The sequence below is a fragment of the Sphingomonas sp. genome (assembly GCF_041661825.1).
GTDB lineage: Bacteria > Pseudomonadota > Alphaproteobacteria > Sphingomonadales > Sphingomonadaceae > Sphingomonas.
The window spans coordinates 642914-665944 of record NZ_JBAZTU010000004.1 but is presented as its reverse complement, the minus strand read 5'-3'; the positions used below and the strand labels follow the sequence as shown (position 1 = coordinate 665944).

The following is a 23031-nucleotide window of genomic DNA, read 5'->3' as shown; positions in this document are numbered from 1 at the left end:
CACGATCAGGCGGAGCGCGCGCTGCGCCAGGCCTGACCGATCTCTTCGAGCGTCGACGCGACATCGCGGAATGGTGCCGGATCATGGCCGATGCTGGCGTCGATGATCATCCGCCGCGCCCCGGCATAAAGCCGCGCCAGGGTCTGGGCGACCTCGCCGCCGGCCTCGTGATCGAGATTCGCCTCGAGCGCGAACAGGATCGCGGTGGCGCGCGTCACCTTGTCGCTCTTGGTTTTGGGCTGCTCATTCTCCGCGGCCCAGGCGGCCGCGCGGAGAGCATGGACCGCCTCCTCGTACAGCAGCTGGACCAGCGCCGGCCCGTCCGCTTCGGCGGTGCGGCCGACAAGGTCGATCTGGCGATAGGTGGCGTCGGGATCGCGCAGCGCGCTGGCGTATTTCATCCCTTCGACGCATTCCAGGCGTCGACCTGCTGCTTCATATAATCCTGGGTGGCCTTGTAGGCAGCGATGCGCGCGTCAGTCTGAGCGAACTGAGTCGACAGCCGGGTGCGCAGCTTGTCCTCCTGCTCGGTGATCTTTTCCTGCTGCTCGGCAATCTTGTCCTGCGCCTTGGAATAATTGTCGGCGCTGACGCCGAGACCATATTTGGGGTTGGTCGCGTTGGCGGAGATCGCGGAGAGCGCGCCGGCCAGACCATTGCCGCTGGCGCCGGTGCCGTCGGCGAACAGCGCTTCGACGGCGGCCGGATCCTTTGCAAGAACCGCCGACAGCTTGGTCGCGTTGACCGACAGGGTTCCGTCGCGATTGGTCGCGATGCCGATATCGGCAAGCGTGGTCGGTCCGTCAGTCGAGGTGCCGGGCACCAGCCGCGTGATCGTCAGCTGGGCGAGCTGCCGGGTCAGCGCCTTGGCCGCCGGATCGGCCGACAGCGTGCCGGTCTTCGAATCGGTCTCCTGCTTGATGACCGTCAGCAGCTGATTATAGGTATCGACGAAATCGGTGACCGATTGCGTGATGTTGGCGGCAGGCGAGCTGTTGCCGAGCGTTACCGTCGTGCCGACCGAAGCGCCGACCAGGTCGAGCTGCACGCCGTCGATCAGGTCCTTGATCGAATTGGTCGAACGCTTCACCGCGACCCCGTCGACCGCGACGATGGCATCCTTGGCCACGCTGCCGATCGTCGTGCCGGTCGCGCCGACGCCGACGTTGAGCGCCGACAGGCCCTCGAAGCCGACATTCTCGGTGGCGTTGAGCGTGAAGGCCTGGGCAGCGCCGGTGCTGCCCTTGAGCACCAGCCGCGAACCGTCCGCGTCGCTGACGATCGAAGCGGTGACCCCGGCATTGCGCGCGTTGATCGCAGCGGCGATGCCGGTGAGGCTGTTGTTGGTCGCAGTGATCGCGATGTTGATCGGGCTGCCGCTGCCCGCCGTAAAGTCAGTCATCGCCCCATCGGCGACGGTCGCGGTGCCGAGCGTCAGGGTCAGCATGCCGGTGCCGATCGGCGCGGTCTTGCTGGGGAGAGCGCCCGTCGCCGCCGACTGGGCAGCGGCGAGCTGACGTACTTCGACTGAAGCGGAAAAGCCGTTCAGCTTGGCACCCGGCAGCGCACTGGTCTTGAGCAAAGCCGTGTTCGAGCTGGTCGGCTGCGTGGCAAGCGAGCCGCCTTTCACCAAGGTGGTCAGGCTATTCGAAAAGGCAGTGATGCCGCTCTTGAGCTGGCTGATGCCGGTGATCTGCGCGGTGAGCTTCGTGTTGCTGTTGGTGAGGTTCTTGAGCTTGGTCGCGAACTGCGCGTCGACCAGCTGGCTGGCGAGCGCCTGGAAATCCACGCCGGACCCGGCGCCGAGCGTACTCGAGATGGACGTGCTCGCCATGATTCTACCCTTGAAGCTTCACCACATTGAACGACCGTCGGGGGTGATTCTTTAGGCCTGCCCGACCCTTTTTAGCCCTGCTTCACGCCGTTTTCGTCGAACCGGGCGCTTTCCGGCACCGGCACGGGCGGCGGGCTGCCACCGGCCTGGGCGTTGAGGCCGAACACGAAGGCGAGGATCGTCGCGATCGCCTGATACAAGTCGTCGCGGATCTCTTGCCCCTCGCGGCTGGTGTAATAGAGCGCGCGGGCGATCGCCGGATATTCGAGGATCGGCACGGCCGATTCGCCCGCCAGATCGCGAATGGCGAGGGCCATCACGCCGCGCCCCTTGGCGACCACGACCGGCACCTGATCGGCCCCGCGATCGTAGCGCAGCGCGACCGCGAAATGGGTCGGGTTGGTCAGCACGACATGCGCCTCGGCCACGGCCTGGCGCATGCCGCGCTTCATCACTTCGCGCTGGCGCTGGCGGATCGCGCCCTTGGCCTCGGGCGAGCCTTCGCTTTCCTTGTTCTCGTCGCGGATCGCCTGCTTGGTCATGCGCAGCTTGCCGAGCAGCCGGATGATCTGGATCGGCAGATCGATGCCGGCGATGATCACCAGCCCGCCGGCCATGACGAACAGGATCGTCAGCAGCGTGCCGCCGAGTGCGCCGAGCGCGCCGTTGATGTCGGAGGAGACCAGGCCGATCGAGGTCTTCGACGCCTTGATCAGCATATAATAGCCGATCGAGCCGAGCAGCACGACCTTGAGCAGCGACTTGCCCAGCTCCATCCAGCCCTGCGGCCCCAGGATGCGCTTCAGCCCCGACGCGGGATTGATGCGCGATGCCTTGGGCGCGAGCAGCGTGCCGTTGAAGCTGAGCGAGCCGAGGCCGGCCTGGCTGAGGATCGCGGCGACGATCGTGACCGCGAACAGCGAGATGATCGACGGCGCCAGCTTCCAGCCCGAATCGAGCAGGGGACGAAAGGGGGAGAAATCCTCGATATCGGCGCGGCCGAACTGGAAGCTCGCTTCCATCACGGCCTTGCACGCGGCGATCAGCGAGGGCCCGGCCAGCGCCAGCCAGCCGCAGCCCGCCAGGATGACCAGCGCGGTCGCGAATTCCTTGGAGCGGAGGACGTCACCCTGTTCCGCCGCATCCTTCTTGCGCTTCGGTGTTGGGGCTTCTGTCTTTTCGCCGAATTCCTCTGCCATCAGCCGAGCACCAGGCTCTGGGTGGCAGCGAGGCCCTGAATGACGATGACCATCATGTAATCACCCATCGCCGGGAAGGCCAAAGCCAGCGCGACGACGCCGACCGCCAGGCTGGTCGGCAGGCCGATCGCAAAGAGGTTGAGCGCCGGGGCCGAGCGCGACAGCATGCCGACGATCAGATTGAGGCACAGCAGCAGGAAGCCGACCGGCAGCGCCAGCAGCAGGCCGGCGAGGAAAGTGTAGCCGCCGAAAAAGGCGATGTCCTTGAGCTGCGCGGCGGTCAGCCAGGCCGCACCGACCGGCAGCGCATCATAGCTTTTCACGATCATCTCGACGAGCACGAGATGGCCGTTCATCGACAGGAACAGCAAGGTCAGCATCATCGAGAAGAACTGGCCGAGCGCCGGGGTCGAACGGCCGTTCTGCGGATCGATCGAGGACGCGAAACCGATGCCCATCGAGGTGCCGATGATTTCGCTCGCGATCATCGGCGCGGCAAAGGCAATCTGCAGGATGAAGCCGAGCGCGAAGCCGACCAGCGCTTCCGCGGCAATGGCGAGGAAGGTCGCGAAGGCGAAGATCTCGGCGGGCGGGACGACCTTGTGCGTCGCGAGCACGAGCACCCCGATCGCCCCCGACAAAGTGACGCGCACCGTGACGGGAATCGACACCGCGCTGAACACCGGCGCGGCGATGAAGGCCGCACCGACACGCACCATCACGAAGATGAGTGCCCAGAGCTGCGGCTCGATCGAGAGGCCGAAGCCGAGCGGGCTCATCGGACGAGGTCGGGGATCCGCTCGAAGATGCCGATCGTGAAGTCGCTGAGCAGGCCGAGGATCAGCCCGCCGAAGATCATGATCGAGAACGCGACGACGATCAGCTTGGGCACGAACGACAGGGTCTGCTCGTTGATCGAGGTGGCGGCCTGGATCATGCCGGTGATGAGCCCCGCGAACAGCGCCGGAATCAGGATCGGCGCGGCGGCGAGCGCCAGCACCCACATCGTCTGGTTGGCGACGGTGAGGAAATAATCTGCGTCCATCGTCGCTAACTCACAAAACTATTGGCTAGGCTGCCCATGGTCAGCGCCCATCCGTCCACCAGGACGAACAGCAGCAGCTTGAACGGCATCGAGATCATCGTCGGGGACATCATCATCATGCCCAGCGACATCAGCACGGTCGCGACAACCAGATCGATGACGATGAAGGGCAGGAAGACGAGGAAACCGATCTGGAAGGCGGTCTTGAGCTCGCTGGTCACGAACGCCGGGAGCAGGACCGAGAAGGGCACATCGGATGCCTTGGCATAAGGCCCCGACTTGGCGATGCCGGCAAACATGGTGATGTCCTTCACCCGGGTCTGCTTGGTCATGAAGGCGTGCAGCGGCACCGACGCGTTCTTGATCATGTCGGTCGCGCCGATCCTGCTCTCGGCATAGGGCTGGATCGCGACCGTGTTGATCTGGTTGACCACCGGCGCCATCACGAAAAAGGACAGGAACAGCGACAGGCCGATCAGCACCTGGTTGGGCGGGGTCTGCTGAAGCCCCAGCGCCTGGCGCAGGATCGCGAGCACGATGATGATCCGCGTGAAGCTGGTCATCATCAGCAGGATGCCCGGCAGGATCGTCAGCAGGCCCATGATGATGAGGACCTGCAGCGACAGCGCCAGCGGCGCGTTGCCGCCGCCGAGATCGCCAAGCGCACGATCGACTGCGTCGCCGGCGCCCGGCGCCGCGGGCGGCGGTACCGCGGGCGCGGCAGCCTGAGCGAAGGCGGGATGCGCGACCATCACGGCGACGACGATGCCGAGCAGCAGCAGCGCGAGCTTGCCCCAGGAGAAGCCCTTGCGCGGCGTCGCGGTTCTGATCAGCGCCGGGCCGGTGCCCTTGCGCGTAACGGTGACGGTCATTTGTCGCCCTTGTCGATCAGGGTCACGCCGCTGCGGCTGACCGAGACGAGCAGCTTGCGCCCCTCGAACTCGACCACCGCAAGGCGCAGGCCGGGCGAGATCATCATGGTTTCCTTGACCGCCATCATGCGGTTGGCCGGCTGGCCGGGCAGGCGCGATTCAAGCCGGCGCCAGAGATAGAGGCAGCCGATCATCAGGCCGCAGACGAGCGGCAGCAGCACGACCAGCTTGAGGACATAGGACCACATCATCGCGGATCAGGCCCGCTTCTCGGGCGTGACCAGCTCGGTCATGCGTACGCCGAAACGGTCGCCGACCATCACCACTTCGCCGCGGCCGATCAGGGTGCCGTTGACCAGCACGTCGAGCAGCTCGTTCGCTTGGCGATCGAGCTCGATCACGCTCGATTCGCCCAGCGCCAGAAGCTCGCGCAAGGTGAGCGAGGTCGATCCGATCTCCACGGTCAGCTTGACGTCGACGTCCTGCAGCAGCCGGAAATTGGCCGCGAGCGCCCCGTCGACGGGGAATCCGCCGGTCATGTCGTTCATTGGAGTTCCTCTAGTTTTTCGCGCGAGATCGAATTGAGACGAATGGCGGCATGGCCGTTCGAGGTGCCGACGGTACCGGCGCCGAGCCGGTCGCCGCCGACCATCACGGGCACATCGGCGCCGAGGGTGATGGGAATGACGTCGCCGGGTTTCAGGTCCATGAGCACGCTCAGCGGGACCATCGGCTCGGCCAGCACTGACCGGATCGGGAAGCGGACGCCCATCACGGCACGCGTCAGGCTGTTGCGCCAGGCCGGATCGGGCTCGGCGGTCTTCGCATGGACCTTGCCGGTCAGCGATGGGGCGTGCGGCTTCAGCGCCGCGACGGGATAGACGATATCGACGAACACGGGCTTGGCGGTGCCGGCGGCGATGCCGAACCGGGTGATGACCATCGCGTCGTCGCCGTCGAGGCCGGACAGCATGGCCGGGTTCGATTCGACATGGCCGGGCTTGAACTCGATCCGGGCAAGCGGCTCCCAGGCGGCCTTGAGCGGGGCTGTGAGCATCATGCCCAGCCGTCCGATCATCGCCTCTGCCGCCGGCGTGAATTCAGCCGGCATGTCGTGCGGAACGGCCCCGGTACCGCCGAAGAACAGGTCGAGCAGCTCCATCACGAAACGGCCGTCGAGCACGATCATCGCATTGCCGGTCGGCGGCGTCATTGCCATCGGCAGCCAGGCAGTCAGGCCGTCCGGGCGTTCGGCGCGGTAATCGGCAAAGCGCTGGACGACCAGCGGCTCGGCAAAGGTACGGATTTCCTTGCGCAGCAACGGCTCGAACACGCTGCGCATGCCCCGCGCGAGACGCGCCGAGAGATGCTGCAGCGTGTGCAGATCGCCGAACGGGTTGAGGTTGGCGACGCCCAGCGTGGCGTGTTCCGCCGCCTGCCGGGGTCGTTCCCGCCGTTCGCTCGATTGTGGTGAAGAGCCGTTAACCATGCCCGGTCACTGAACAACAAAATTGGTAAAGTAGACGTTACCAACCCCGCCGAATCCTTCCTTTTCCTTCAGCGTGTCGTTGATCGATTTGGCGAGGCGGCGCTCCAGCAGCTTCTTGCCATCGCTGGTGAACACCTGCTCCTCGGTCGTGTCGCCAAGCGTCATCAGGATCGCGGAGCGGACCGCGATCTCGTTGGTCTTGATGTTCTCGATCACCGAATCGTCATACGGCGTGGAGATCGCCAGCCCGACCTGAATGAAATGGACGCTGTCCTGGAGGTTGGAGGTGAACTCCTTCTCCATCGCATAATAGTTGGACGCGTATTTCTCGCCGCCCGTGCCGCTCGGCGGCTTGGAGCCTGTGCTGCCGCCCTCTTCGCCGTGCCCGCCGCCCTCGCCGGACGCGCTGACGCGCTTCTGCTCGCTCTTCGGGACCAGCTTGGGGCCATTGGCTTCGGCGGCATGCGCGCCGCCGCCCAGCATGCCGGTGCTCCAGGCGAAATAGCCGCCGCCGGCGCCGCCGCCGAGCACGAGCAGGCCCAGGGTCATGATCAGGAGTTTTCCCTTGCCCTTCTTCTTTTTCTTGGGGGCCTGGGTGTCGTCGGTGTCACTCATCGTTGCGCTCCTTCAGTTCAGGCGAGTCGTTGATCGGTGGAAAAATCGTCCGCGGCGGAAGCCGGCGCGGGTGCGCGCTGGGCTGCCGTGCGCGGCTGGTGATGGGTGTGATTCGCGTTGCCGCCGGTGCCTGCATCGACGCTGGTCTGGCCCAGCTTCACGCCGCGCGCGTCGGCCAGCTCGGCGAGGCGCGGCTGCGCGTCGTTCAGCAAGGTCCGGGTCGCCTGGGTGTCGGCAGTGAAATGGACATGCAGGGTATCGCCGTCCTTGCGCAGCGAAACATCGACGCCGCCCAGCGCATCGGGGACGAGGCGGATGCGGGTGTCGTTGGCATTGGCCTCGTCGCGGAGCATCTCGATCCGGTCGATCATGCCGTGCAGCCCGCGATCGTCGCGCAGGTCGAGCGCTGGATGCTTCGCATCGGCTATGGCCTGGACGATCGGCCGGGCGGCGGCTTCGGCCTGAGCGGTCGCGGCCAGTGCGCCGACACCGCGCGAATCGCCGCGATCGTCGTCACGCGCGGGGCGGTCGTGATTGGCGAGAACCGCCGCGATCGCGGCGGCGAAGGTCTGGCCGGCGGGCTGCGCCGTGGAAATAGCGGGCGTCGGCGCAGCGCCGACCGTCTTCGACAGCGGGTCCGCTGCGGCGGCATCCTTCTTCGCGGCAAGATCGGTGCCTGGAATCGACATTTCCTTCACCGGACCATCGGTCTTCGGATCGGCAGCGCCATCGCCCATCACGAAGGCGCCGGTGATGGCAAGCGTCGCCGGATCGGCTACGGAAGCCGCCAGGGGCGCCCCCGCGGGCGGCAACATGATCGGCGCGACGGGTGCGGGGATCGGCAGCGCGATCGGCAGCCAGATCAGCGCTGGATCGATCGGTTTGCCGTCATCGGCAGGCGCGGCGGGCACGGTCTTGCCGTCACCGGCAAGGCTCTGCCGGTCGCCCGGCAATCCGGCATCGGCCAGCGCATCGGGCGCGGCGGCAGCACCCGCGTCCAGAAAGGCCGCGAGAAGCTGCACGAATCCGCCAGCCGCGCCCCCCGGCGCGGCTGGACCGGAAACCGGTATGGTCGTCTGTGGTATCTGGGTCGAAAGCTCGATCATCCATCTATCCCGTTCGGCACAATCCGCCGTTCAAGCTATCAGCAAGGATCGTGCCGAATCTTTCGGGTAGGCGGCGCGGCCTCGAGCTCGCGGATCGCCTTGAGCGCGGCATCGGCGTCGGCGCGGGCGATCAGCTTCTCGATCGCATTCTGATCGCGCCTGGCTTCGCGCGTCGCCTCGGCGGCGCGCTCGACCACGCGCTCGGCGGCGCGGAGCCGCCCTTCGGCAGCTTCGGCGGATTGCTGGAGCCGATCGCGGAAATGCGCGGCGGCGATGAAGGAGAAACCCTGGGTCGCGTCCGAACTGGGCGCGACGGCCTCGGCCAGTTGCGCGATGCGCCCTTTGAGCGTCGATTCGCTGGCGAAGCGTTCCTGCGCCCGCACTTCCTCCGCGCGGACGAGGCCGAGTTGCAGCGTACGAACGCGGAGCAGGCGGTCGAGCTTGGCTGGCTTAGGCATCGCCGAACACGCCGGTCAGCTCCATCACCGCATCGGCCAGCGACACGACCTCGTCCGGATCCTGCTTGATATATTCCATCACCGCCGGATGGCAGGCGATGGCGGCGTCGATCGCGGGATCGGTGCCAGCGCGGTAAGCGCCCATCAGCACCAGATCGCGATTCTCCTCATAGGTGGCGAGATGGCGGCGCAGCACGCGCGCGGCCTTTTGATGCGGCTTGCCGACGATGTCGGTCATCACGCGGCTGACCGAGGGACCGATGTCGATCGCCGGGTAGACGCCGTGTTCGGCGAGTGCCCGCGACAGCACGATATGCCCGTCGAGGATCGAGCGGGCACTGTCCACGACCGGGTCATTCCCGTCGTCGCCGTCGGCGAGCACGGTGTAGATCGCGGTGATCGACCCGCCCGAGGCGACGTCCGTGCCGGCGCGTTCGATCAGGTTGGGCAGCATGGCGATGGCCGAGGGCGGATAGCCGCGCGCGCTGGCGGGTTCGCCCAGCGCCAGGCCGATCTCGCGCCCGGCATGCGCAACGCGCGTAAGGCTGTCCATGATCAACAGCACCTTCTTGCCCTGGGCGCGGAACGCCTCGGCAATGGCGTGCGTGCGCAGTGCACCGCGGATACGGAGCACCGGCGAATGATTGGCGGGAACCGCGACCACGACGGCGCGCTGGCGCGCCGCGCCCGCGACCTTGGTCTCCAGGAAGTCGGCGACTTCGCGGCTGCGCTCGCCGATCAGGCCGATCACGATGACATCGGCTTCGGCGGCGCGCACGATCATGCCGAGGAGCACCGACTTGCCGACGCCCGAGCCGGCCATGATGCCGATGCGCTGGCCCTGGCCGACGGTGAGCAGACCGTTGATCGCGCGCACGCCGACATCGAGCGGCTGGAGCACGCGGCCGCGGTCGAGCGGGCTCTGCAGCTTGCCCGAGAGCGGCCAATGATCGGCACCGCGGATCGGGCCAAGCCCGTCGATCGGCTTGCCGGCGCCGTCGACGACCCGGCCGAGCAGTGCAGCGCCCACTTCAGCCTCGCCCGGAGGGCCAAGCGGTCGGACGGGCATTTGCGGCAGCAGCGGCGCGGGGCCGCCGAGATTCATCAGGAGCGTCCGGCCATTGCGGAAACCGATCACTTCGGCCTCGACACCCGCACCGCGCGTGCCGACCTGGCAGACCGTGCCGACCGGCAGGGTCAGGCCGACCGCCTCCATCAGCAGCCCGTCGAACGACGCCAGGCGGCCGGAGATTTTCGGGCTCGGGGTAAAATCGGGAATGCCAAGCGATTCGAGATAGTCGGTCGTGAAACGGTTCAGCATCGGACCCCTCACACAGTCGGCACGGCGACGCGGTCGATCGCCTGGGCAAGCTGCTCGAGCCACAATTCGGGGCCGTCCTCGACGATGGTCGAGACGGATTCGAGCACGAAGCTGCCGCGCGCGACATGGACGTCGCCGACCGCGAATACCGTTTTGGGCAGCTTGCCGTCGAGCAAGGCGACATCGTCCGGATGGACGCGCAGCAAGGCGGATTCGGCGCTGTCGGCGAGCATCTCGGCGGCCGAATCGATCCGGCGGGCAAGGATATCCGGCGCGATGCCGACTTCCCCGATCAGCCGGGAAACGAGGAACATCACGGTCTGGCGCAACTGGCGCGCCATCACGTCGCGGTCGAGCCGGCCATCGTTGCGCAAGGCCGTACCGAGTTCCGCGAGCAAGGCGCGGTCGCGCGCGCCGGTTTCGCCGATCTCGGCGATCGCGGCGGCCATGCCCTCGGCAAAACCCGCCGCATGCGCGGTCGCGACCGGATCGACGAAGACGGGCTCCGGTGCGGCCTCCGCCGCAGCGAAGGGATCCCACCCCTCGGTCGGGTTGGTTCCCGGATCGGCCGGGTGGAAGTGCCTTGGCCCATCGCCCTGCGGCGAGAAGGACCTTGGGCTGGCGCGATGTGCGGCCCAGGTCTTGAGATCCGACGCCGCAAAACCCTCGGGCGGCACCTCGAAGGCCTGATGCAGCGCCTGCGCCACCGCTTCGTGCCGCGCGACGAAACCGGCGGTGAAATCAGACATAATCGTCCTCGCCCCCGCCCATCTGGATCGTGCCGTCCTTGGCAAGGTTGCGCGCGATCTGGATGATCACCTTCTGCGCCTCGAGCACTTCGGACAGTTTCATCGGCCCGCGTGCTTCCATCTCGTCGCGGATGCCGTCCGCCGCACGGCTGGACATGCAGCCCAGGAAGCGCGCGCGCATCGCTTCGTCCACGCCCTTGAGCGCGCGCGTGAGGATATCGCCGTCGATGTTGCGGATGAGCGTGCCGAGATTCTTGTCGTCGAGCTCGAGCAGATTGTCGAAGACGAACATCGCCTCCTCGATCGCCTTGGCGACTTCGCGGTCGATCTTGAACAACTTGGGCATGACCCTGAGCTCGGTCGCCTTGCGGCCACTCGACAGGATCTTCGCCGCGTCCTTGGTGCCGCCGAGCGTGACGCCCGCCGGCTGCTGAGTCGAGCCGACCCGGCCGGCGAGGACGGTCTTCAGCGTCTCGACGGCCTCGGGCGTGATCGGCCCGAGCCGGGCGAGGCGATGAAGGATGTCGGGTTGCGCCGCGTCGGGCAGCAATTCGAGCACCTGCGCCGCGACCACCGGATCGAGGTTCGCGATCAGCACGGCGGCGATCTGGGGATGCTCCTTCTCGATCAGCCCCGCGATCTCGGTCGCGTCGAGCCAATCGAGCAGGTCGATCTGGCAGGCGTCCTCGGCCGGGATGATACGCGACAGCACGCTGTCCGCCTTTTCCTGGCCGAGCGCGCGCGTCATCATCGTCTCGATCTGCGGGCGCGGATCGAACGAGATGCCGGTGCGCTCACGCGCCTTGCCGACAAAATCGTCGAGCACGAATTCGACTTCGCTCTCGCTGACATCGGCGACGGCGAACATCGCCTTGCCGAGCTGGCGGACTTCCTCGGGATCGAGCTTCTGCAGGATCGCAGCCGCTTCCTCCTCGCCGACCAGCATCATCAGCACGGCGGCGCGTTCGACGCCGGTATAGTTGCGGAAGGGCGCGGTCATTGCTTTGCGTCCGCCTTGATCATGTCACGCACCGCGAGCGCGGCGCGCGCGGGATTGTCCCGGGTGAAGCCCCGGACCATGCCGATCCGGTCGTCATAGTTGCGGGCGCTTTCGAGCGCGTCGATGCTGACCGGGCCGCTTGCGAAGCCGGCGCCACCACCATCACTCGCGCCGCCTGCGCTGCCATAGTCACGGCCGAGCGCCAGGCGCGGTGCCGTGTCGTCGCGCTTCTTCAGCACTGCCTTGGCAAGCGGGCGGACACCGAGGAACAGCACGAGCAGGGCGATGACGATCGCGGTGACGTTGCGCGCCACCACTGGTAGCCAGCCGGCCTCATACCAGGGCTGCTTGTCGTCGAGCGCCGTAGCGCCGGCGAACTTGCGGCTGATCACCGTGACCTGGTCGTTACGGCCCTGATTGAAGCCGACGGCAGTCTGGACGAGCTGCGTGATCTGCTGGATCTCGAGCTGGCTGCGTGGCTTGCCGGTTTCCGGATCGCGCAGCAGCACTGCGACCGACAGCCGCTTGATCGCACCGGGAGCGGCCCGGGTGACCGAGACTTCCTTACCGAGGTCATAGGCGCGGCTATATTGATCGCTCTGCTTCATCGCATCGGCCACGGCGCCGACCACGGCACCGGCCGCAGAGGGTGCGCCGGGAGCGCCGGGCGTCGCCGCGGGAGTCGGCGCCGGGGCAGGCTGCGGCGCCGTCAGCGTCGCGGCCGGCGGTGGCGTATTGGACAGCGCACCGGGGATGCCGCCGGGCTGAGCGCCGGCGCCGTCCTTCTGGTTGCCGACCCAATTGCCCTGCTCGGCGCGCAGCGCGCCCTGCTTGTCATAGCTTTCGCGCGTGGCCTGGGTCTCGTCGAGATCGACATCGGCCTGCACCTCGACGGTGAAGTTGCCGGCACCGATCAAGGGCGTCAGCAGCTGCACGACCTGGGCGCGGTTCTTTTCCTCGATGCGGCGCTGGAAGGCGATGCGTTCGTCGCTGGCGATGCCGAGCGCGCTCTGGGCCGATCCCTTGGTGAGCAGCCCCCCCATCTGGTCGACGATCGTCACCGATTCCGGCTTCATGCCCGGCACCGACGAGGCGACGAGATTGATGATCGAGCTGACCTGCGCATCGCCCAGCGAGCGACCGGCCTGGAGCTTGACGATCACCGACGCCGAGGGTGCTGCATTGTCGCGGACGAACACCGATGCCTCGGGCGTGGCGAGATGGACACGTGCCTCGGCCACCGCGTCGATCTCCTGGATCGAGCGGGCGAGTTCGGTCTCGCGCGCCTGGCGAAGGCGTTCGCCCTCGACCGCGCGGCTGACGCCCATCGGCAGATTGTCGAGAATCTGGTAGCCGCCGGGCGCGCCCTTGGGCAGGCCCTGGCCGGCGAGCAGGATGCGCGCGCGGGAATAGTCATCCTCGTTGACGGTCAGGGCGCCGGTGCCCTCGTCGATGCGCGCGGTGATCTTGGCCTGTTCGAGCGCCTGGGTGACCGAGCCCTTGTCGACGTCGCTGAGCCCCGAGAACAAAGTCTTCTGCGTCGGCGTGGACAGCATGACCCAGGCAAGCGCGGCGGCGGCGATGAGGCCGACCATCAGCACCATCGGCAAGCTGCGGCGCACCGCTGGCTGTGCGAGCACATCCTGGATCTGCCGTAGCGGGTTGGCGAAGCGTTCCGGCAGGGCGGAGGCGGCGGATGGGGTGAGGGCGTTGCTCATGGGTTAGACCGGCATGCTCATGATGTCCTTGTAAGCGGACAGGAGTTTGTTGCGGACTTGCAGCGTCGCCTCGAAGCCGACCGAGGCCTGCTGGCGGGCGAGCATCACCTTGGCGATGTCGATATTCTCGCCGCGCTCGTACGCGGCGGAAAGCGCGCCGGCCTTGTTCTGGCCTTCGTTGACGCTCTTCAGCGCCTCTTCCATCGTCGCGGTGAAGCTGGTCGGCTGAGTCGATGCAGGGGCCGATGTGGCGCCCGTGGCGTTGGCGCGCGACAGCGCTTCGTTGCGTTCCAGGATCTGCGCGCGAAGCTGCATCACCCGGTCGACGCTCATCGCGCCGCCGATTCCCCCGACGCCGCTCATGCCGAGACCGCCCGGGTGATGTCGTCACCCTGTTCGCGGGCCTTGGCAAGACGATAGCGCAAGGTGCGCTCCGAGATGCCGAGGCGGCGCGCCGTCTCGATCCGGCTGCCGCCGCACGCAGCAAGCGTCTCGCGGATCGCGGCGAATTCGCTCATCTGGACGATGTTGCCCAGAGTCGCAGGCTGCGTGGCGGGCTGGTCGTTGGCGGCCTGCGCCGCGAACACCGGCATCGGTGCCGACGGACGGTCGAACACGATATGCTCGGCATGGATCGTGTCGCCCGCCGCGAACAGCAACGCGCGCTGGATCACATTCTCGAGCTCGCGGACATTGCCCGGCCAGTCGTGACCCATCAGCGCGTCGATCGCCGAGGCGTCGGGCCAGGGAACGGTCGTGCGGTTGCCGGCATGGCGCAGGATCAGGGTCGCGGCGAGCGCGGGAATATCCTGGCGGCGCTCGGCAAGCGGCTTGGTGGTCAGCGGGAAAACCGAGAGGCGGTAATAAAGATCGGCGCGGAACCGGCCCGCGGCGACTTCGGCCTGCAGGTCGCGGTTGGCGCAGGCGATGATGCGGACGTCGACCGAGACCGGCGTCGAGGCGCCGATCGGCACGACCTCGCGCTCCTGCAGCACGCGCAGCAGCTTCGACTGGAGCTGGATCGGCATCTCGGCGATCTCGTCGAGCAACAGCGTGCCGCCATGCGCCGCGCGGAAGAACCCTTCGCCGCCCGACGAGGCACCGGTGAAGGCGCCCTTCTGGTGGCCGAACAGCAAAGCCTCGAGCATCGTCTCGGGCAATGCAGCACAGTTGATCGCGATGAACGGGCCGTCGCGGCGGCTCGAGCCGAGATGGATCGCGCGGGCCAGCACTTCCTTGCCGGTGCCCGTCGGGCCATTGATCAGGACGGTGATGTCGGCGGCGGCGACGCGCTCGGCGAGAGCGTAGAGCGCGAGGCTCTCCGGATCGGCGGCGGTCGGCGCCTCGGGCTCGGCGACCAGCGCGCGGACGAAACCGTTGCCGACCTGCGCGTCCTCGGGGCCGAAGGCGATGCGCGCCGGGCTGCCGTCGCGGGCCGGGACGATATGGCGCCCCTCAGCGCCGATCACCACGGTACGGGCAGGTGCGGGCGGCGTCTCGCCATCGGCGACGAGATAGATGTCGCCCGGCTGCGGCCGGCCATCCTCGAACGAGCGAACCGCGAACCCCTGGGCGCGGAGCGACGACACGAGCGTGTATTTCTGCCGCAATACAGCGGCCGATGGAACGATGGAGCGCATGTACTTCCCCCTTGAGACAGCCAAATGCCCTGAATTTGGTAAACCAACCGTTAAGCATGTTGCCGCCCGGCAATTTATTTCCGCTGTGCTGCCGCTATCTGCCGCCAGCGAACCCTCACTGGGAGTTGGGAGATCCCCGGACGTGTGCCCAATGCTACAGCATCACATAAAGTCGTGATAATTCAATTATATAATGGATGCTTCCAGCCAGGCAGGCCACCGAAACTGCACGAGAATTAACCATGCCGCCGCGCGGCAAGTGATTCCCTGCGCGCGATCGCCCGTACGTGCTCGCGCGCGCGAAGGCCGGAGGCGGTGCGACGCGGCCGGCAAACAAAAGAGACTTAAACCCGGCGCGATCCTGCCGTTACCTCCTGTGACGGCTCGGCCCTCCGCTTTGGGGGCGGCGGGGATCGTCGGATCAGAGTGGAGATCGGACAAATGACTGTTATCGGAACCAACGTTGCCGCGCTGCGCGCGACCAACGCGTCGAACGCGGCGTCGAAGGCGCTGCAGACCAGCATCGAGCGCCTGTCGACCGGCAAGCGCATCAACAGCGCGAAGGACGACGCGGCGGGCTCCGCCATCGCTTCCTCGCTTACCTCGCAGATCAAGGGCCAGAGCCAGGCGATCCGCAACGCGAACGACGGCATCTCGCTCGCCCAGACCGCCGACGGCGCCCTGGGTGAAGTCACCAACATCCTGCAGCGCATCCGCGAACTGTCGGTCCAGTCGGCTTCGGGCACCTATTCCGATGACGACCGTACCAACCTGCAGGTGGAAGTCACCGAGCTGGCCTCGCAGCTGTCGGACATCACGTCGAAGAGCAACTTCAACGGCGTGACCCTGTTCGGCGCCAGCGATGTCGCGGTCAACATCCAGACCGGTTCGGCCTCGGACGACCAGGTCACGCTGACCATCACCGCGCTCGACCTGGACGATGTCGGCGATATCGACATCTCCGACGCTGACGGCGCCACCGACGCGCTCGACACGCTCGACACCGCCCTGCTCGCCGTGAACACGACCCGTTCGTCGATCGGTGCAGGCCAGAGCCGCCTCGAGTCGGTGGTCAACAGCCTGACCAGCAACGTCGCCAACCTGACGGACGCCCGCAGCCGGATCGAAGACGTCGACTTCTCGACCGAAACGACCAACCTCGCCAAGGCCCAGATCCTGAGCCAGGCGTCGACGGCGCTGCTCGCTCAGGCGAACCAGACGCAGCAGGGCGTGCTCTCGCTGCTCCGCTAATACCGAGAACGGCCCCGGCACCGCCCCCCAATGAGGGTGTCGGGGCCGACCGGGCTCTTCCCGCAAGGGCGGAGCAACCAGGAGCCCCGGCGGTCGCAAGACTGCCGGGGTTTTTGAGTCAGAAGTTCAGCAGCGCCGCATCGAACGCCCCCGCGCCGGCCGGGCTGAAGCGGATCGCCCGCCCCTCGCCGCGGCGCGCCCAGCCGGCGGCGATGACATGATCGAGGATCGCCGCGCCCAGCGAACCGCCGAGATGGCTCCGCCGCTCGCTCCAGTCGAGACAGGCGCGGCACAAGGGCCGCCGCGAGCTGCCGAGCTGCGCCACATCGATGCCGATCCCGGCAAGAAAACCGATACCGGCCGGCGTCACCGCCGGCGCATCCCCGCCCGTTATCACCCCGCGCCGCTCGAACGCCTGCATCAGCGCCACCGCGCGCTCGCCGGCAAGATGATCGTAACAGATCCGCGCCTCACGCAGCGCGGCGTCGTTCGGCCCGGTCCGCACCCGCATCGCACCGGTCCGCGCCGCCAGGCTCATCAGGCTCTCCAGCGCTTCGCCGACATCGGCCCCGGATAACTGGAAATACCGATGCCGCCCCTGCTTGCGCGCGACGAGCAGTCCGGCCGCGTCGAGCTTCGCCAGATGACCGCTCGCGGTCGGCAATCCGACGCCCGCCGCCTCGGCGAGCTCGCTGACGGTCAGCGCGCGCCCGTCCATCAGCGCGGTCAGCATGTTCGCGCGCGCAGGGTCGCCGATCAGCGCGGCGATTGCGGCAATGCTGGGCCCGTCCTTCATGGTTCGGTCATAACCGAACCATCGACGACAGATCAAGCGCTAGGAAGACGCCGCAACCACGGAGCCCGACCATGATTACCTGCTTCATCCGCTACGAGATCGATCCGTTCAACGTCCCGGCGTTCGAGCGCTATGCGCGGACCTGGGGCGAGGCGATCCCGCGCTGCGGCGCCGAGCTGATCGGCTATTTCGCCCCGCATGAAGGATCGGCGACCACCGCATATGGCGTCTATTCGATCGCCGATCTGGCCGCGTACGAAGCGTATCGCGCCAGGCTGAAGGCCGATCCGCTGGGACAGGAGAATTACGCGTTCGCGCACGCCGAACGCTTCATCCGCCGCGAGGACCGGCTGTTCCTGCGCCGGGTCGATGCGCAATGATCGCGGTGATCTTCGAGGTCCGCCCCGCCGATGGCCAGAAGGCACGCTATCTCGACCTCGCCGCGGCATTGCGGCCCGAGCTGGAGGCAATCGACGGCTTCGTCTCGATCGAACGATTCGAAAGCCTGGCCGAGCCGGGCAAGCTGCTCTCGCTCTCCTTCTTCCGCGACGAGGCGGCGGTCGCGGCGTGGCGCAACCGGCCGGCGCACCGCGCAACCCAGAAGCTTGGCCGCGACTCCGTGTTCGAGGATTATCGCCTGCGCATCGCGGCGGTGGTGCGGGACTACGGCATGAGCGAGCGCGACGAAGCGCCCGACGACAGCCGGGCAGCGTTCAGCCCCGCCGCATCAGCGCCTTTTTCAACCGGTCATGCGCCGATTTCTTGATCTGGCAGATCCGCGCCGAGCCGACGCCGAGGACCAGCCCGATCTCCTCGAGGTTGAGCTCCTCGACATAATATAGCTGGATCACCTGCGCCTCGCGTTCGGGCAAAGCGGAGATCGCCCCGATCAGCGCCTCGCGCAGGTCGGCCTCGGCAAGCTGCTCGAACGCATCGGGCTCGTCGCTCGCGAACCAGGGCTTGTCGTCGGCATAGACTTCGTCGATCGCCTCGAAGCGCACCGGCTCCGCCGTCGCATATTCCATGCGAAGCTTCTCCACGGTGACGCACAGCTTCCCGGCGATGGCGGCCTCGGTCGGCGCATGGCCCAGTTCGGTGGTGAGCACTGCGATCGCATTGTTATAGGCCCGGCGCCGGCGCATCGCGCCGCGCGTCAAGGTCGCCTGGCGGCGCAGCGCATCGATCATCGATCCGCGCACTCGGGTGACGAGATATTGCTCGAAGCTCACCAGCGCGCGATCCTCGAAAGTCGAAGCGGCCTCGACCAGGGCGACCAGCCCGATCTGGATCAGGTCCTCGACCTCGATCGCACTGCTCATGCCGCCATGGATATGCCAGGCGAGCCGGCGGACCAGCGGCATATGCTTCTTGGCGAGCAATGCCAGGTCGGGCGCAGCGGTGCGGCCATAAACGAGCGGCGTCGCCTCGGCGAATGCGGCGGGGTGCGGCTGCGCGCTCATGCCGGCAGCGCCCCGGGCGCGCCGATCACGGCGACGACTTCGACGGATTTGTCCTCGGGTACTTCGAAGAAGCTCATGACTGGGGTATCCGGCAAGATGGTACGGACGAGTTTGCGAATGGCGACGCGGATCGCCGGCTGGACGACGAGCGCGAAGGGCTTGGCCTCATCGACCAAAGGCTGGGCGGCACGCTGAAGCGCATCGACGATGCGGCGGCCGAGATCGGGTTCGATCGTGTGGCGGCGCGACGGATCGGAACGGACGGCCTGGCCGAGCAGCCCTTCGAGCTGCCCCTCCAGCGTCATCACGCGCAGCGGCTCGCGCACGCCGCACAGTTTCTGAATGATCAGCCCGCCAAGCTCGGGGCGGATCAGCTCGATGATCTCGTCGGCGTCGAGCGTGCGCTGCGCCGCTACCGCGATGGCGGCGGCAATGCGGCGGAATTCCTTCAGCGGCACATTCTCCGCGAGCAGCCCGCGCAGCACCTGGGTGAGCGTGGTCAGCGGCAGCGGGCTGGGCGAGAGCGAGGCGACGAGGTTGGCCGCCCGATCCTTCAGCCCGTCGAGCAGGCTCTGCACTTCGTCGGGGCCGAGCAGCTCGCTGGCATGGACGCCGAGCTGGTGATTGAGATGAGTCGCGACGACGGTACCCGGGTCGACCACCAGATAGCCGGCGCCGGTCGCGGCATCGGCATCGCCGGCCGAGATCCAGACGGCGTCGAGCCCGAAGGTCGGATCCTTGGCCTTCTTGCCCTGGAGATGGCCGTACGCCTGGCCGGTATCGAGCGCGAGCATCTCGTCGGGCGAGACACTGTCCTCGCCGACGGTGACGCCGCCGACGACGATGCGATAGGTGAAGGGCGCAAGGTTGATGTCGTCGCGCACCCGCACCTGCGGCACGACGAAGCCGAGTTCCTTCGACAGCTGGCGCCGCACCCCGGTGATCCGCGCCATCAGCGGGCTGCCGCGGCGCTCGTCGACCAAAGGCACCAGGCCGTAGCCGATATCGAGATTGACCTGCATGCCGTCAGTGACTTCCTCCCAGCCGATCTTCGACTGATCGACCGGCTCGACCGTGACGGCCTCGACCGGGGCCGGGCGATTGGCGATCTGGCGCAGCTTCCAGGCAGCGAATCCGGCGGCGGCGGCGGCAGGCAGGATCACCAGATGCGGCATGCCGGGCATCACGCCGAGCAAGGCGAGGATGATCGCGACCGGCGTCCAGGTGCGGGCCGAGCCGAACTGGCTGCCGATCTGGCCGGCAAGGTCCATGCTCGAGGTGACGCGGGTGACGATGGCGGCGGCAGCGATCGACAGCATCAGCGACGGGATCTGCGCGACCAGCGCGTCGCCGACTGCGAGCAGCACATAATTGTGCGCGGCATCGCCGATCGTCATGCCGTGGCTGACCGGACCCAGGATCAGGCCGCCGATGATGTTGGCGGCAAGGATCAGCAGGCCGGCGACCGCGTCGCCCTTCACGAACTTGGACGAACCGTCCATCGATCCGTAGAAATCGGCTTCGGTCGCCACTTCGATGCGGCGCGCCTTGGCTTCTTCCGGCGTGATCAGGCCGGCATTGAGATCGGCGTCGATCGCCATCTGCTTGCCGGGCAGGGCGTCCAGGGTGAAGCGCGCCGACACTTCGGACACGCGGCCCGCGCCCTTGGTCACCACGATCATGTTGATGATGACCAGGATGGCGAAGACGAACAGGCCGACGACATAATCGCCGCCGATCAGGAAGGTGCCGAACGCCTCGATGACATGGCCGGCGGCGCTTTCGCCCTCATGGCCGTGCACCAGCACGACGCGCGTGGACGCGACGTTCAGGCTGAGGCGGAACAGCGTGGCGAACAGCAACACGGTCGGGAAGGCGGAGAAGTCGAGCGGCTTCTGCGCGTTGAGCGAGACCATCAGCACGGCGAGGCTGATCGTGATGTTCATGATGAAGAACAGGTCGAGCAAGGCCGGCGGGATCGGCACGACCATCAGCACGACCAGCAACAGGATCGCGACCGGCAAAGCGGAGGAGCGGACCAGCGGCCCGACGCCGCCACGCTTGAGAGCAACGGCCATGGTCTCAGGCCCCCAGGGTCGCGAGCATCATATACGCCAGCCGCGCCGTATCGGGCGTCGGCCGCATCAGGCTGGCTGTCTGCACGCGGGCTGATCCTCCGTTGATCTGGTCGAGCGTGGCCTGCGCCCAGACGGCGGCCTCGCTGGTGCTGGTCTCGCCATTGCCGGGGATGACGGTCGCGCCGGAATCGCCGAGCGTGGTCGATGCGAGCTGGACGGCGCCGGCCCTGGCGGAGCCGCCTGCGGCCCCGGCATCCAGCTTGGCGGCGAAGCGCTCATAGATTTGCGACAGGGTGCGCGGCTGGCCGTTCGAGGCGTAGAAGACGTTGCGATTGGCGCGCGCGGCGGCGGGGAACATCGTCGCCCCGGTGCGGTTCGGATTGTCCTGCATCGCGCCGAGGAACGATCGGGCGCCGCCCAGGCCGAGGAAATGCGCCATATAAAGGTCGGTGCCGGTGGCATCGCGGCCGAGCGAGCTTTCGATCGCGTCCTTGTTGTCGGAGGCGTGCTCGGCGGCCATGATCGACGCGGTCTGCGGGTCGTTGCGCAGCGCCAGGATCGCACGGCGCATATTGGGGTCGCTCACCGCCATGCGGCCCGAGCTGGTGGTGGAGATGCTGTCCGCGGCCCAGCCGAGACCATGTTCGGTTCCGTGCTGCTTCATCACGCGAAGCCAGCTCTGCTCGATGAACTGGTACAGGCCCGAGGCGCTCGAGGTGCCCGCGCGCGCATCGGCCCGCATCCCGCTCTCGAGCTGCGCCTGACCCATCAGGTAATGGAAGTCGATACCGGTCTTCTGGCTCGCCAGCGCAATCGCCGACTGCACCGAGCCGGTCGCTTTGGTACCCGTAAGAGTGGTAATCGGATTGAAGGTCATCGTTCCCTGGCTGCGTTGCCCTTATTCAGGGTCACAGCAGCAAGGAGCGTGCCAGTTAGGGAGGGTCGCTTTATCCTCTCCAGTGGGAGAGGATACGGAGACTTGAGAGCGCAGCGATCTAGTCGAAGTTGGTGAGGGGCTCCGGGAGCTATCGAGAGCTCCCGGAGCCCCTCACCAAGCTACGCTAAGCAGCAAGCTGCCAAGCTTCGCTATCCTCTCCCACTGGAGAGGAAGCCCAGGCAACAAACCCCAAAAACCCTCAGGCGTAAGCCTTGAGTCCCATGCCGCGGCTATAGCCCATGCCGGCATCACCGGTCAGACTTTGCAGGCGGCGGCGAACATTTGCCGCCATCAGGTTCACATAGATGCGGCAGGCCTCGTTGAGGCGGTTGGCCTCTTCGGCCAGATCGCGGAGGTCGGAGCCGGTCGGGCCGGTACCCAGCACCGCAATGGCCTCGATCCCGGCAAGCTTGGCCTGGGTCGCCCGCTCCAGCGCTTCGACGTCATTCGCCTTCAGCGCGGTAATCTCGGCGTGAAGCGATTCGATCACCCCGATCAGCGCGTCGCGTTTGGCGTTATTTGCCGTCATGCGGATTCCATTCGAGCTTGAGCGCGATCAGCCGGTCGGCGATCTTCGCAGGATAGATCGGGAAGGTGCCGTTGCGGATCGCGGCGCGAATGCGGGACACCCGCTCATGATCGACCGGCGCCTGCTCGGTAAAGCCGAACGCCATGGCCGAGAGCTTCAGCTGCTCCGCAACAACGCCTTCGCGGCCCGTCGCCTTGGCCGCAGGCGCTGCCTGCGCGGTGCGCGCGACCGGAGCGACCTGAAGATCGCGTCCGGCAACTGGCTTTGAGTTGATCGAATCCACCACGCCTGCACCTTTGAGGTTACGCTGACAGGAGGAGTAACGACCGTTTCGCCGACACCTTAAGGAATTATTCCGTCCATCCCGGCAGCGTCGCGCGACCGGATTCGATCGCCACAGCCTGGACCGGCGCCTTGGCGCCGTCGACCTTCACCAGGAAGCGCGCGCCGGGCGCCGCATCGGCCATCGCGACCCCGTCGCGGGTGATCGAGAAGCCGGGCGAGCCGGCCGCGATCATCACCGGATCGCCGCGTTTGATCACTGCCGCCAGCTTGACCGGCGCGATCGTGACGGGCGCTGCGGCCCGAGGCGCGACAGCCGGGGTCGCCATGGCACGAACGGGCACGAAGATCCGCCATTCCGGGCCGGTACAGGTCACCACGACGGCGTCCTGGCCGGCGGTGCGCCACGACATCGAGACCATCGGACAGGCGGCAAGTTTCAGCCGCGCATCGACGACGCTGCGGGCGCCGCCGAGGTCGCCGATGCCCTTGCCGGTGAAGGCGGCAACGGCCCGGTCTATCGAGGCGGTATCCTGAAAGGGTCCGGCAGCGACGGCCGGGCTGGCCATCAGCGCCAGCGGCACGAAGAAGCCAGCAGCGAACATGCGAGACATTTTATTCTCCCTGGAACGGCAAATCCGGGTTGCCGGGC

The 23031-nt window shown here is 67.1% G+C and carries 28 protein-coding genes; 3 read left to right on the top strand and 25 right to left on the bottom strand.

All coding sequences use genetic code 11. The features are described 5' to 3' along the window. Positions 1 to 5: 5 nt before the first annotated feature. The 18 genes from fliS to WC729_RS21815 all read right to left on the bottom strand — a co-directional run bounded on the left by fliS (position 6) and on the right by WC729_RS21815 (position 15046). Positions 6 to 401 (bottom strand): flagellar export chaperone FliS, encoded by a 396-nt coding sequence (fliS, locus tag WC729_RS21900; RefSeq protein WP_372856546.1) that lies wholly within the window; start codon positions 399 to 401, stop codon positions 6 to 8. Further along, positions 398 to 1834, bottom strand: a complete 1437-nt coding sequence (fliD, locus tag WC729_RS21895) for a flagellar filament capping protein FliD (RefSeq protein WP_372856545.1) — start codon at positions 1832 to 1834, stop codon at positions 398 to 400. Before fliD ends, fliS begins: the two co-directional genes overlap by 4 nt. 71 nt (positions 1835 to 1905) lie before the next feature. Beyond that, a complete protein-coding gene (gene flhB, locus WC729_RS21890; protein ID WP_372856544.1) occupies positions 1906 to 3033 on the bottom strand; it encodes a flagellar type III secretion system protein FlhB in 1128 nt (375 codons plus the stop codon). Next, the gene (gene fliR / locus WC729_RS21885; RefSeq protein WP_372856543.1) at positions 3033 to 3812 is read right to left on the bottom strand and encodes a flagellar biosynthetic protein FliR; all 780 of its coding nucleotides are present in this window, start codon (positions 3810 to 3812) and stop codon (positions 3033 to 3035) included. The genes flhB and fliR overlap by 1 nt, the downstream gene beginning before the upstream one ends. Next, positions 3809 to 4078 carry a flagellar biosynthesis protein FliQ gene (gene fliQ / locus WC729_RS21880; protein ID WP_372856542.1) on the bottom strand — a complete coding sequence of 90 codons (270 nt, stop codon included), beginning with the start codon at positions 4076 to 4078 and terminating at the stop codon, positions 3809 to 3811. Before fliQ ends, fliR begins: the two co-directional genes overlap by 4 nt. 5 nt (positions 4079 to 4083) lie before the next feature. Then, on the bottom strand, positions 4084 to 4950 hold the full coding sequence (gene fliP / locus WC729_RS21875; protein ID WP_372856541.1) for a flagellar type III secretion system pore protein FliP: 867 nt from the start codon (positions 4948 to 4950) through the stop codon (positions 4084 to 4086). Then, complete coding sequence (locus tag WC729_RS21870) at positions 4947 to 5201, bottom strand: flagellar biosynthetic protein FliO (RefSeq protein WP_372856540.1); 255 nt, start codon at positions 5199 to 5201, stop codon at positions 4947 to 4949. Before WC729_RS21870 ends, fliP begins: the two co-directional genes overlap by 4 nt. 6 nt (positions 5202 to 5207) lie before the next feature. Continuing rightward, positions 5208 to 5498 carry a flagellar motor switch protein FliN gene (gene fliN / locus WC729_RS21865; protein WP_372856539.1) on the bottom strand — a complete coding sequence of 97 codons (291 nt, stop codon included), beginning with the start codon at positions 5496 to 5498 and terminating at the stop codon, positions 5208 to 5210. Continuing rightward, a complete protein-coding gene (locus tag WC729_RS21860) occupies positions 5495 to 6439 on the bottom strand; it encodes a flagellar motor switch protein FliM (RefSeq protein ID WP_372856538.1) in 945 nt (314 codons plus the stop codon). The genes fliN and WC729_RS21860 overlap by 4 nt, the downstream gene beginning before the upstream one ends. A gap of 6 nt (positions 6440 to 6445) precedes the next feature. Further along, positions 6446 to 7054, bottom strand: coding sequence for a flagellar basal body-associated protein FliL (fliL, locus tag WC729_RS21855; RefSeq protein WP_372856537.1), 609 nt, complete (start codon positions 7052 to 7054; stop codon positions 6446 to 6448). Positions 7055 to 7071: 17 nt separating this feature from the next. Further along, positions 7072 to 8160, bottom strand: a complete 1089-nt coding sequence (locus WC729_RS21850; RefSeq protein ID WP_372856536.1) for a flagellar hook-length control protein FliK — start codon at positions 8158 to 8160, stop codon at positions 7072 to 7074. Between the two features lie 38 nt (positions 8161 to 8198). After that, positions 8199 to 8618: a hypothetical protein gene (locus WC729_RS21845; protein ID WP_372856535.1), complete on the bottom strand. Its 420-nt coding sequence runs from the start codon at positions 8616 to 8618 to the stop codon at positions 8199 to 8201. Continuing rightward, positions 8611 to 9939 (bottom strand): FliI/YscN family ATPase, encoded by a 1329-nt coding sequence (locus WC729_RS21840; RefSeq protein WP_372856534.1) that lies wholly within the window; start codon positions 9937 to 9939, stop codon positions 8611 to 8613. Before WC729_RS21840 ends, WC729_RS21845 begins: the two co-directional genes overlap by 8 nt. Before the next feature lie 8 nt (positions 9940 to 9947). Further along, a complete protein-coding gene (locus WC729_RS21835) occupies positions 9948 to 10688 on the bottom strand; it encodes a flagellar biosynthesis protein FliH (protein ID WP_372856533.1) in 741 nt (246 codons plus the stop codon). Beyond that, entirely contained in the window at positions 10681 to 11688 is a 1008-nt protein-coding gene (fliG, locus tag WC729_RS21830) for a flagellar motor switch protein FliG (protein WP_372856532.1), read from the bottom strand. The genes WC729_RS21835 and fliG overlap by 8 nt, the downstream gene beginning before the upstream one ends. After that, the gene (gene fliF, locus WC729_RS21825) at positions 11685 to 13406 is read right to left on the bottom strand and encodes a flagellar basal-body MS-ring/collar protein FliF (RefSeq protein ID WP_372856531.1); all 1722 of its coding nucleotides are present in this window, start codon (positions 13404 to 13406) and stop codon (positions 11685 to 11687) included. The genes fliG and fliF overlap by 4 nt, the downstream gene beginning before the upstream one ends. Positions 13407 to 13409: 3 nt before the next feature. Next, positions 13410 to 13769, bottom strand: coding sequence for a flagellar hook-basal body complex protein FliE (fliE, locus tag WC729_RS21820; RefSeq protein WP_372856530.1), 360 nt, complete (start codon positions 13767 to 13769; stop codon positions 13410 to 13412). Further along, a complete protein-coding gene (locus WC729_RS21815; protein WP_372856529.1) occupies positions 13766 to 15046 on the bottom strand; it encodes a sigma-54 interaction domain-containing protein in 1281 nt (426 codons plus the stop codon). Before WC729_RS21815 ends, fliE begins: the two co-directional genes overlap by 4 nt. 441 nt (positions 15047 to 15487) lie before the next feature. Between WC729_RS21815 and WC729_RS21810 the strand changes: the two genes are divergently transcribed. Continuing rightward, on the top strand, positions 15488 to 16297 hold the full coding sequence (locus WC729_RS21810) for a flagellin (protein WP_372856528.1): 810 nt from the start codon (positions 15488 to 15490) through the stop codon (positions 16295 to 16297). 118 nt (positions 16298 to 16415) lie between these two features. Here the strand turns inward: WC729_RS21810 and WC729_RS21805 are convergent, their stop codons facing one another. Further along, positions 16416 to 17093 carry an ArsR/SmtB family transcription factor gene (locus WC729_RS21805; RefSeq protein ID WP_372856527.1) on the bottom strand — a complete coding sequence of 226 codons (678 nt, stop codon included), beginning with the start codon at positions 17091 to 17093 and terminating at the stop codon, positions 16416 to 16418. A 71-nt stretch (positions 17094 to 17164) separates the two neighbouring features. Here WC729_RS21805 and WC729_RS21800 point away from each other — a divergent pair, with 71 nt between their 5' ends. Continuing rightward, the gene (locus WC729_RS21800) at positions 17165 to 17473 is read left to right on the top strand and encodes an NIPSNAP family protein (protein ID WP_372856526.1); all 309 of its coding nucleotides are present in this window, start codon (positions 17165 to 17167) and stop codon (positions 17471 to 17473) included. Then, the gene (locus WC729_RS21795) at positions 17470 to 17859 is read left to right on the top strand and encodes an antibiotic biosynthesis monooxygenase (RefSeq protein ID WP_372856525.1); all 390 of its coding nucleotides are present in this window, start codon (positions 17470 to 17472) and stop codon (positions 17857 to 17859) included. The genes WC729_RS21800 and WC729_RS21795 overlap by 4 nt, the downstream gene beginning before the upstream one ends. Here WC729_RS21795 and WC729_RS21790 read toward each other — a convergent pair. The 6 genes from WC729_RS21790 to WC729_RS21765 all read right to left on the bottom strand — a co-directional run bounded on the left by WC729_RS21790 (position 17807) and on the right by WC729_RS21765 (position 22984). Continuing rightward, positions 17807 to 18553, bottom strand: coding sequence for a FliA/WhiG family RNA polymerase sigma factor (locus tag WC729_RS21790; protein ID WP_372856524.1), 747 nt, complete (start codon positions 18551 to 18553; stop codon positions 17807 to 17809). The two genes, WC729_RS21795 and WC729_RS21790, sit on opposite strands and share 53 nt — an antisense overlap. Continuing rightward, on the bottom strand, positions 18550 to 20631 hold the full coding sequence (gene flhA, locus WC729_RS21785; RefSeq protein ID WP_372856523.1) for a flagellar biosynthesis protein FlhA: 2082 nt from the start codon (positions 20629 to 20631) through the stop codon (positions 18550 to 18552). Before flhA ends, WC729_RS21790 begins: the two co-directional genes overlap by 4 nt. Before the next feature lie 4 nt (positions 20632 to 20635). Then, on the bottom strand, positions 20636 to 21508 hold the full coding sequence (locus WC729_RS21780; protein WP_372856522.1) for a lytic transglycosylase domain-containing protein: 873 nt from the start codon (positions 21506 to 21508) through the stop codon (positions 20636 to 20638). Between the two features lie 259 nt (positions 21509 to 21767). Continuing rightward, on the bottom strand, positions 21768 to 22097 hold the full coding sequence (locus WC729_RS21775) for a flagellar protein FlgN (protein WP_372856521.1): 330 nt from the start codon (positions 22095 to 22097) through the stop codon (positions 21768 to 21770). After that, the gene (gene flgM, locus WC729_RS21770; RefSeq protein ID WP_372856520.1) at positions 22084 to 22380 is read right to left on the bottom strand and encodes a flagellar biosynthesis anti-sigma factor FlgM; all 297 of its coding nucleotides are present in this window, start codon (positions 22378 to 22380) and stop codon (positions 22084 to 22086) included. Before flgM ends, WC729_RS21775 begins: the two co-directional genes overlap by 14 nt. A 67-nt stretch (positions 22381 to 22447) precedes the next feature. Next, positions 22448 to 22984 (bottom strand): flagella basal body P-ring formation protein FlgA, encoded by a 537-nt coding sequence (locus tag WC729_RS21765; protein ID WP_372856650.1) that lies wholly within the window; start codon positions 22982 to 22984, stop codon positions 22448 to 22450. Positions 22985 to 23031: the final 47 nt, after the last annotated feature.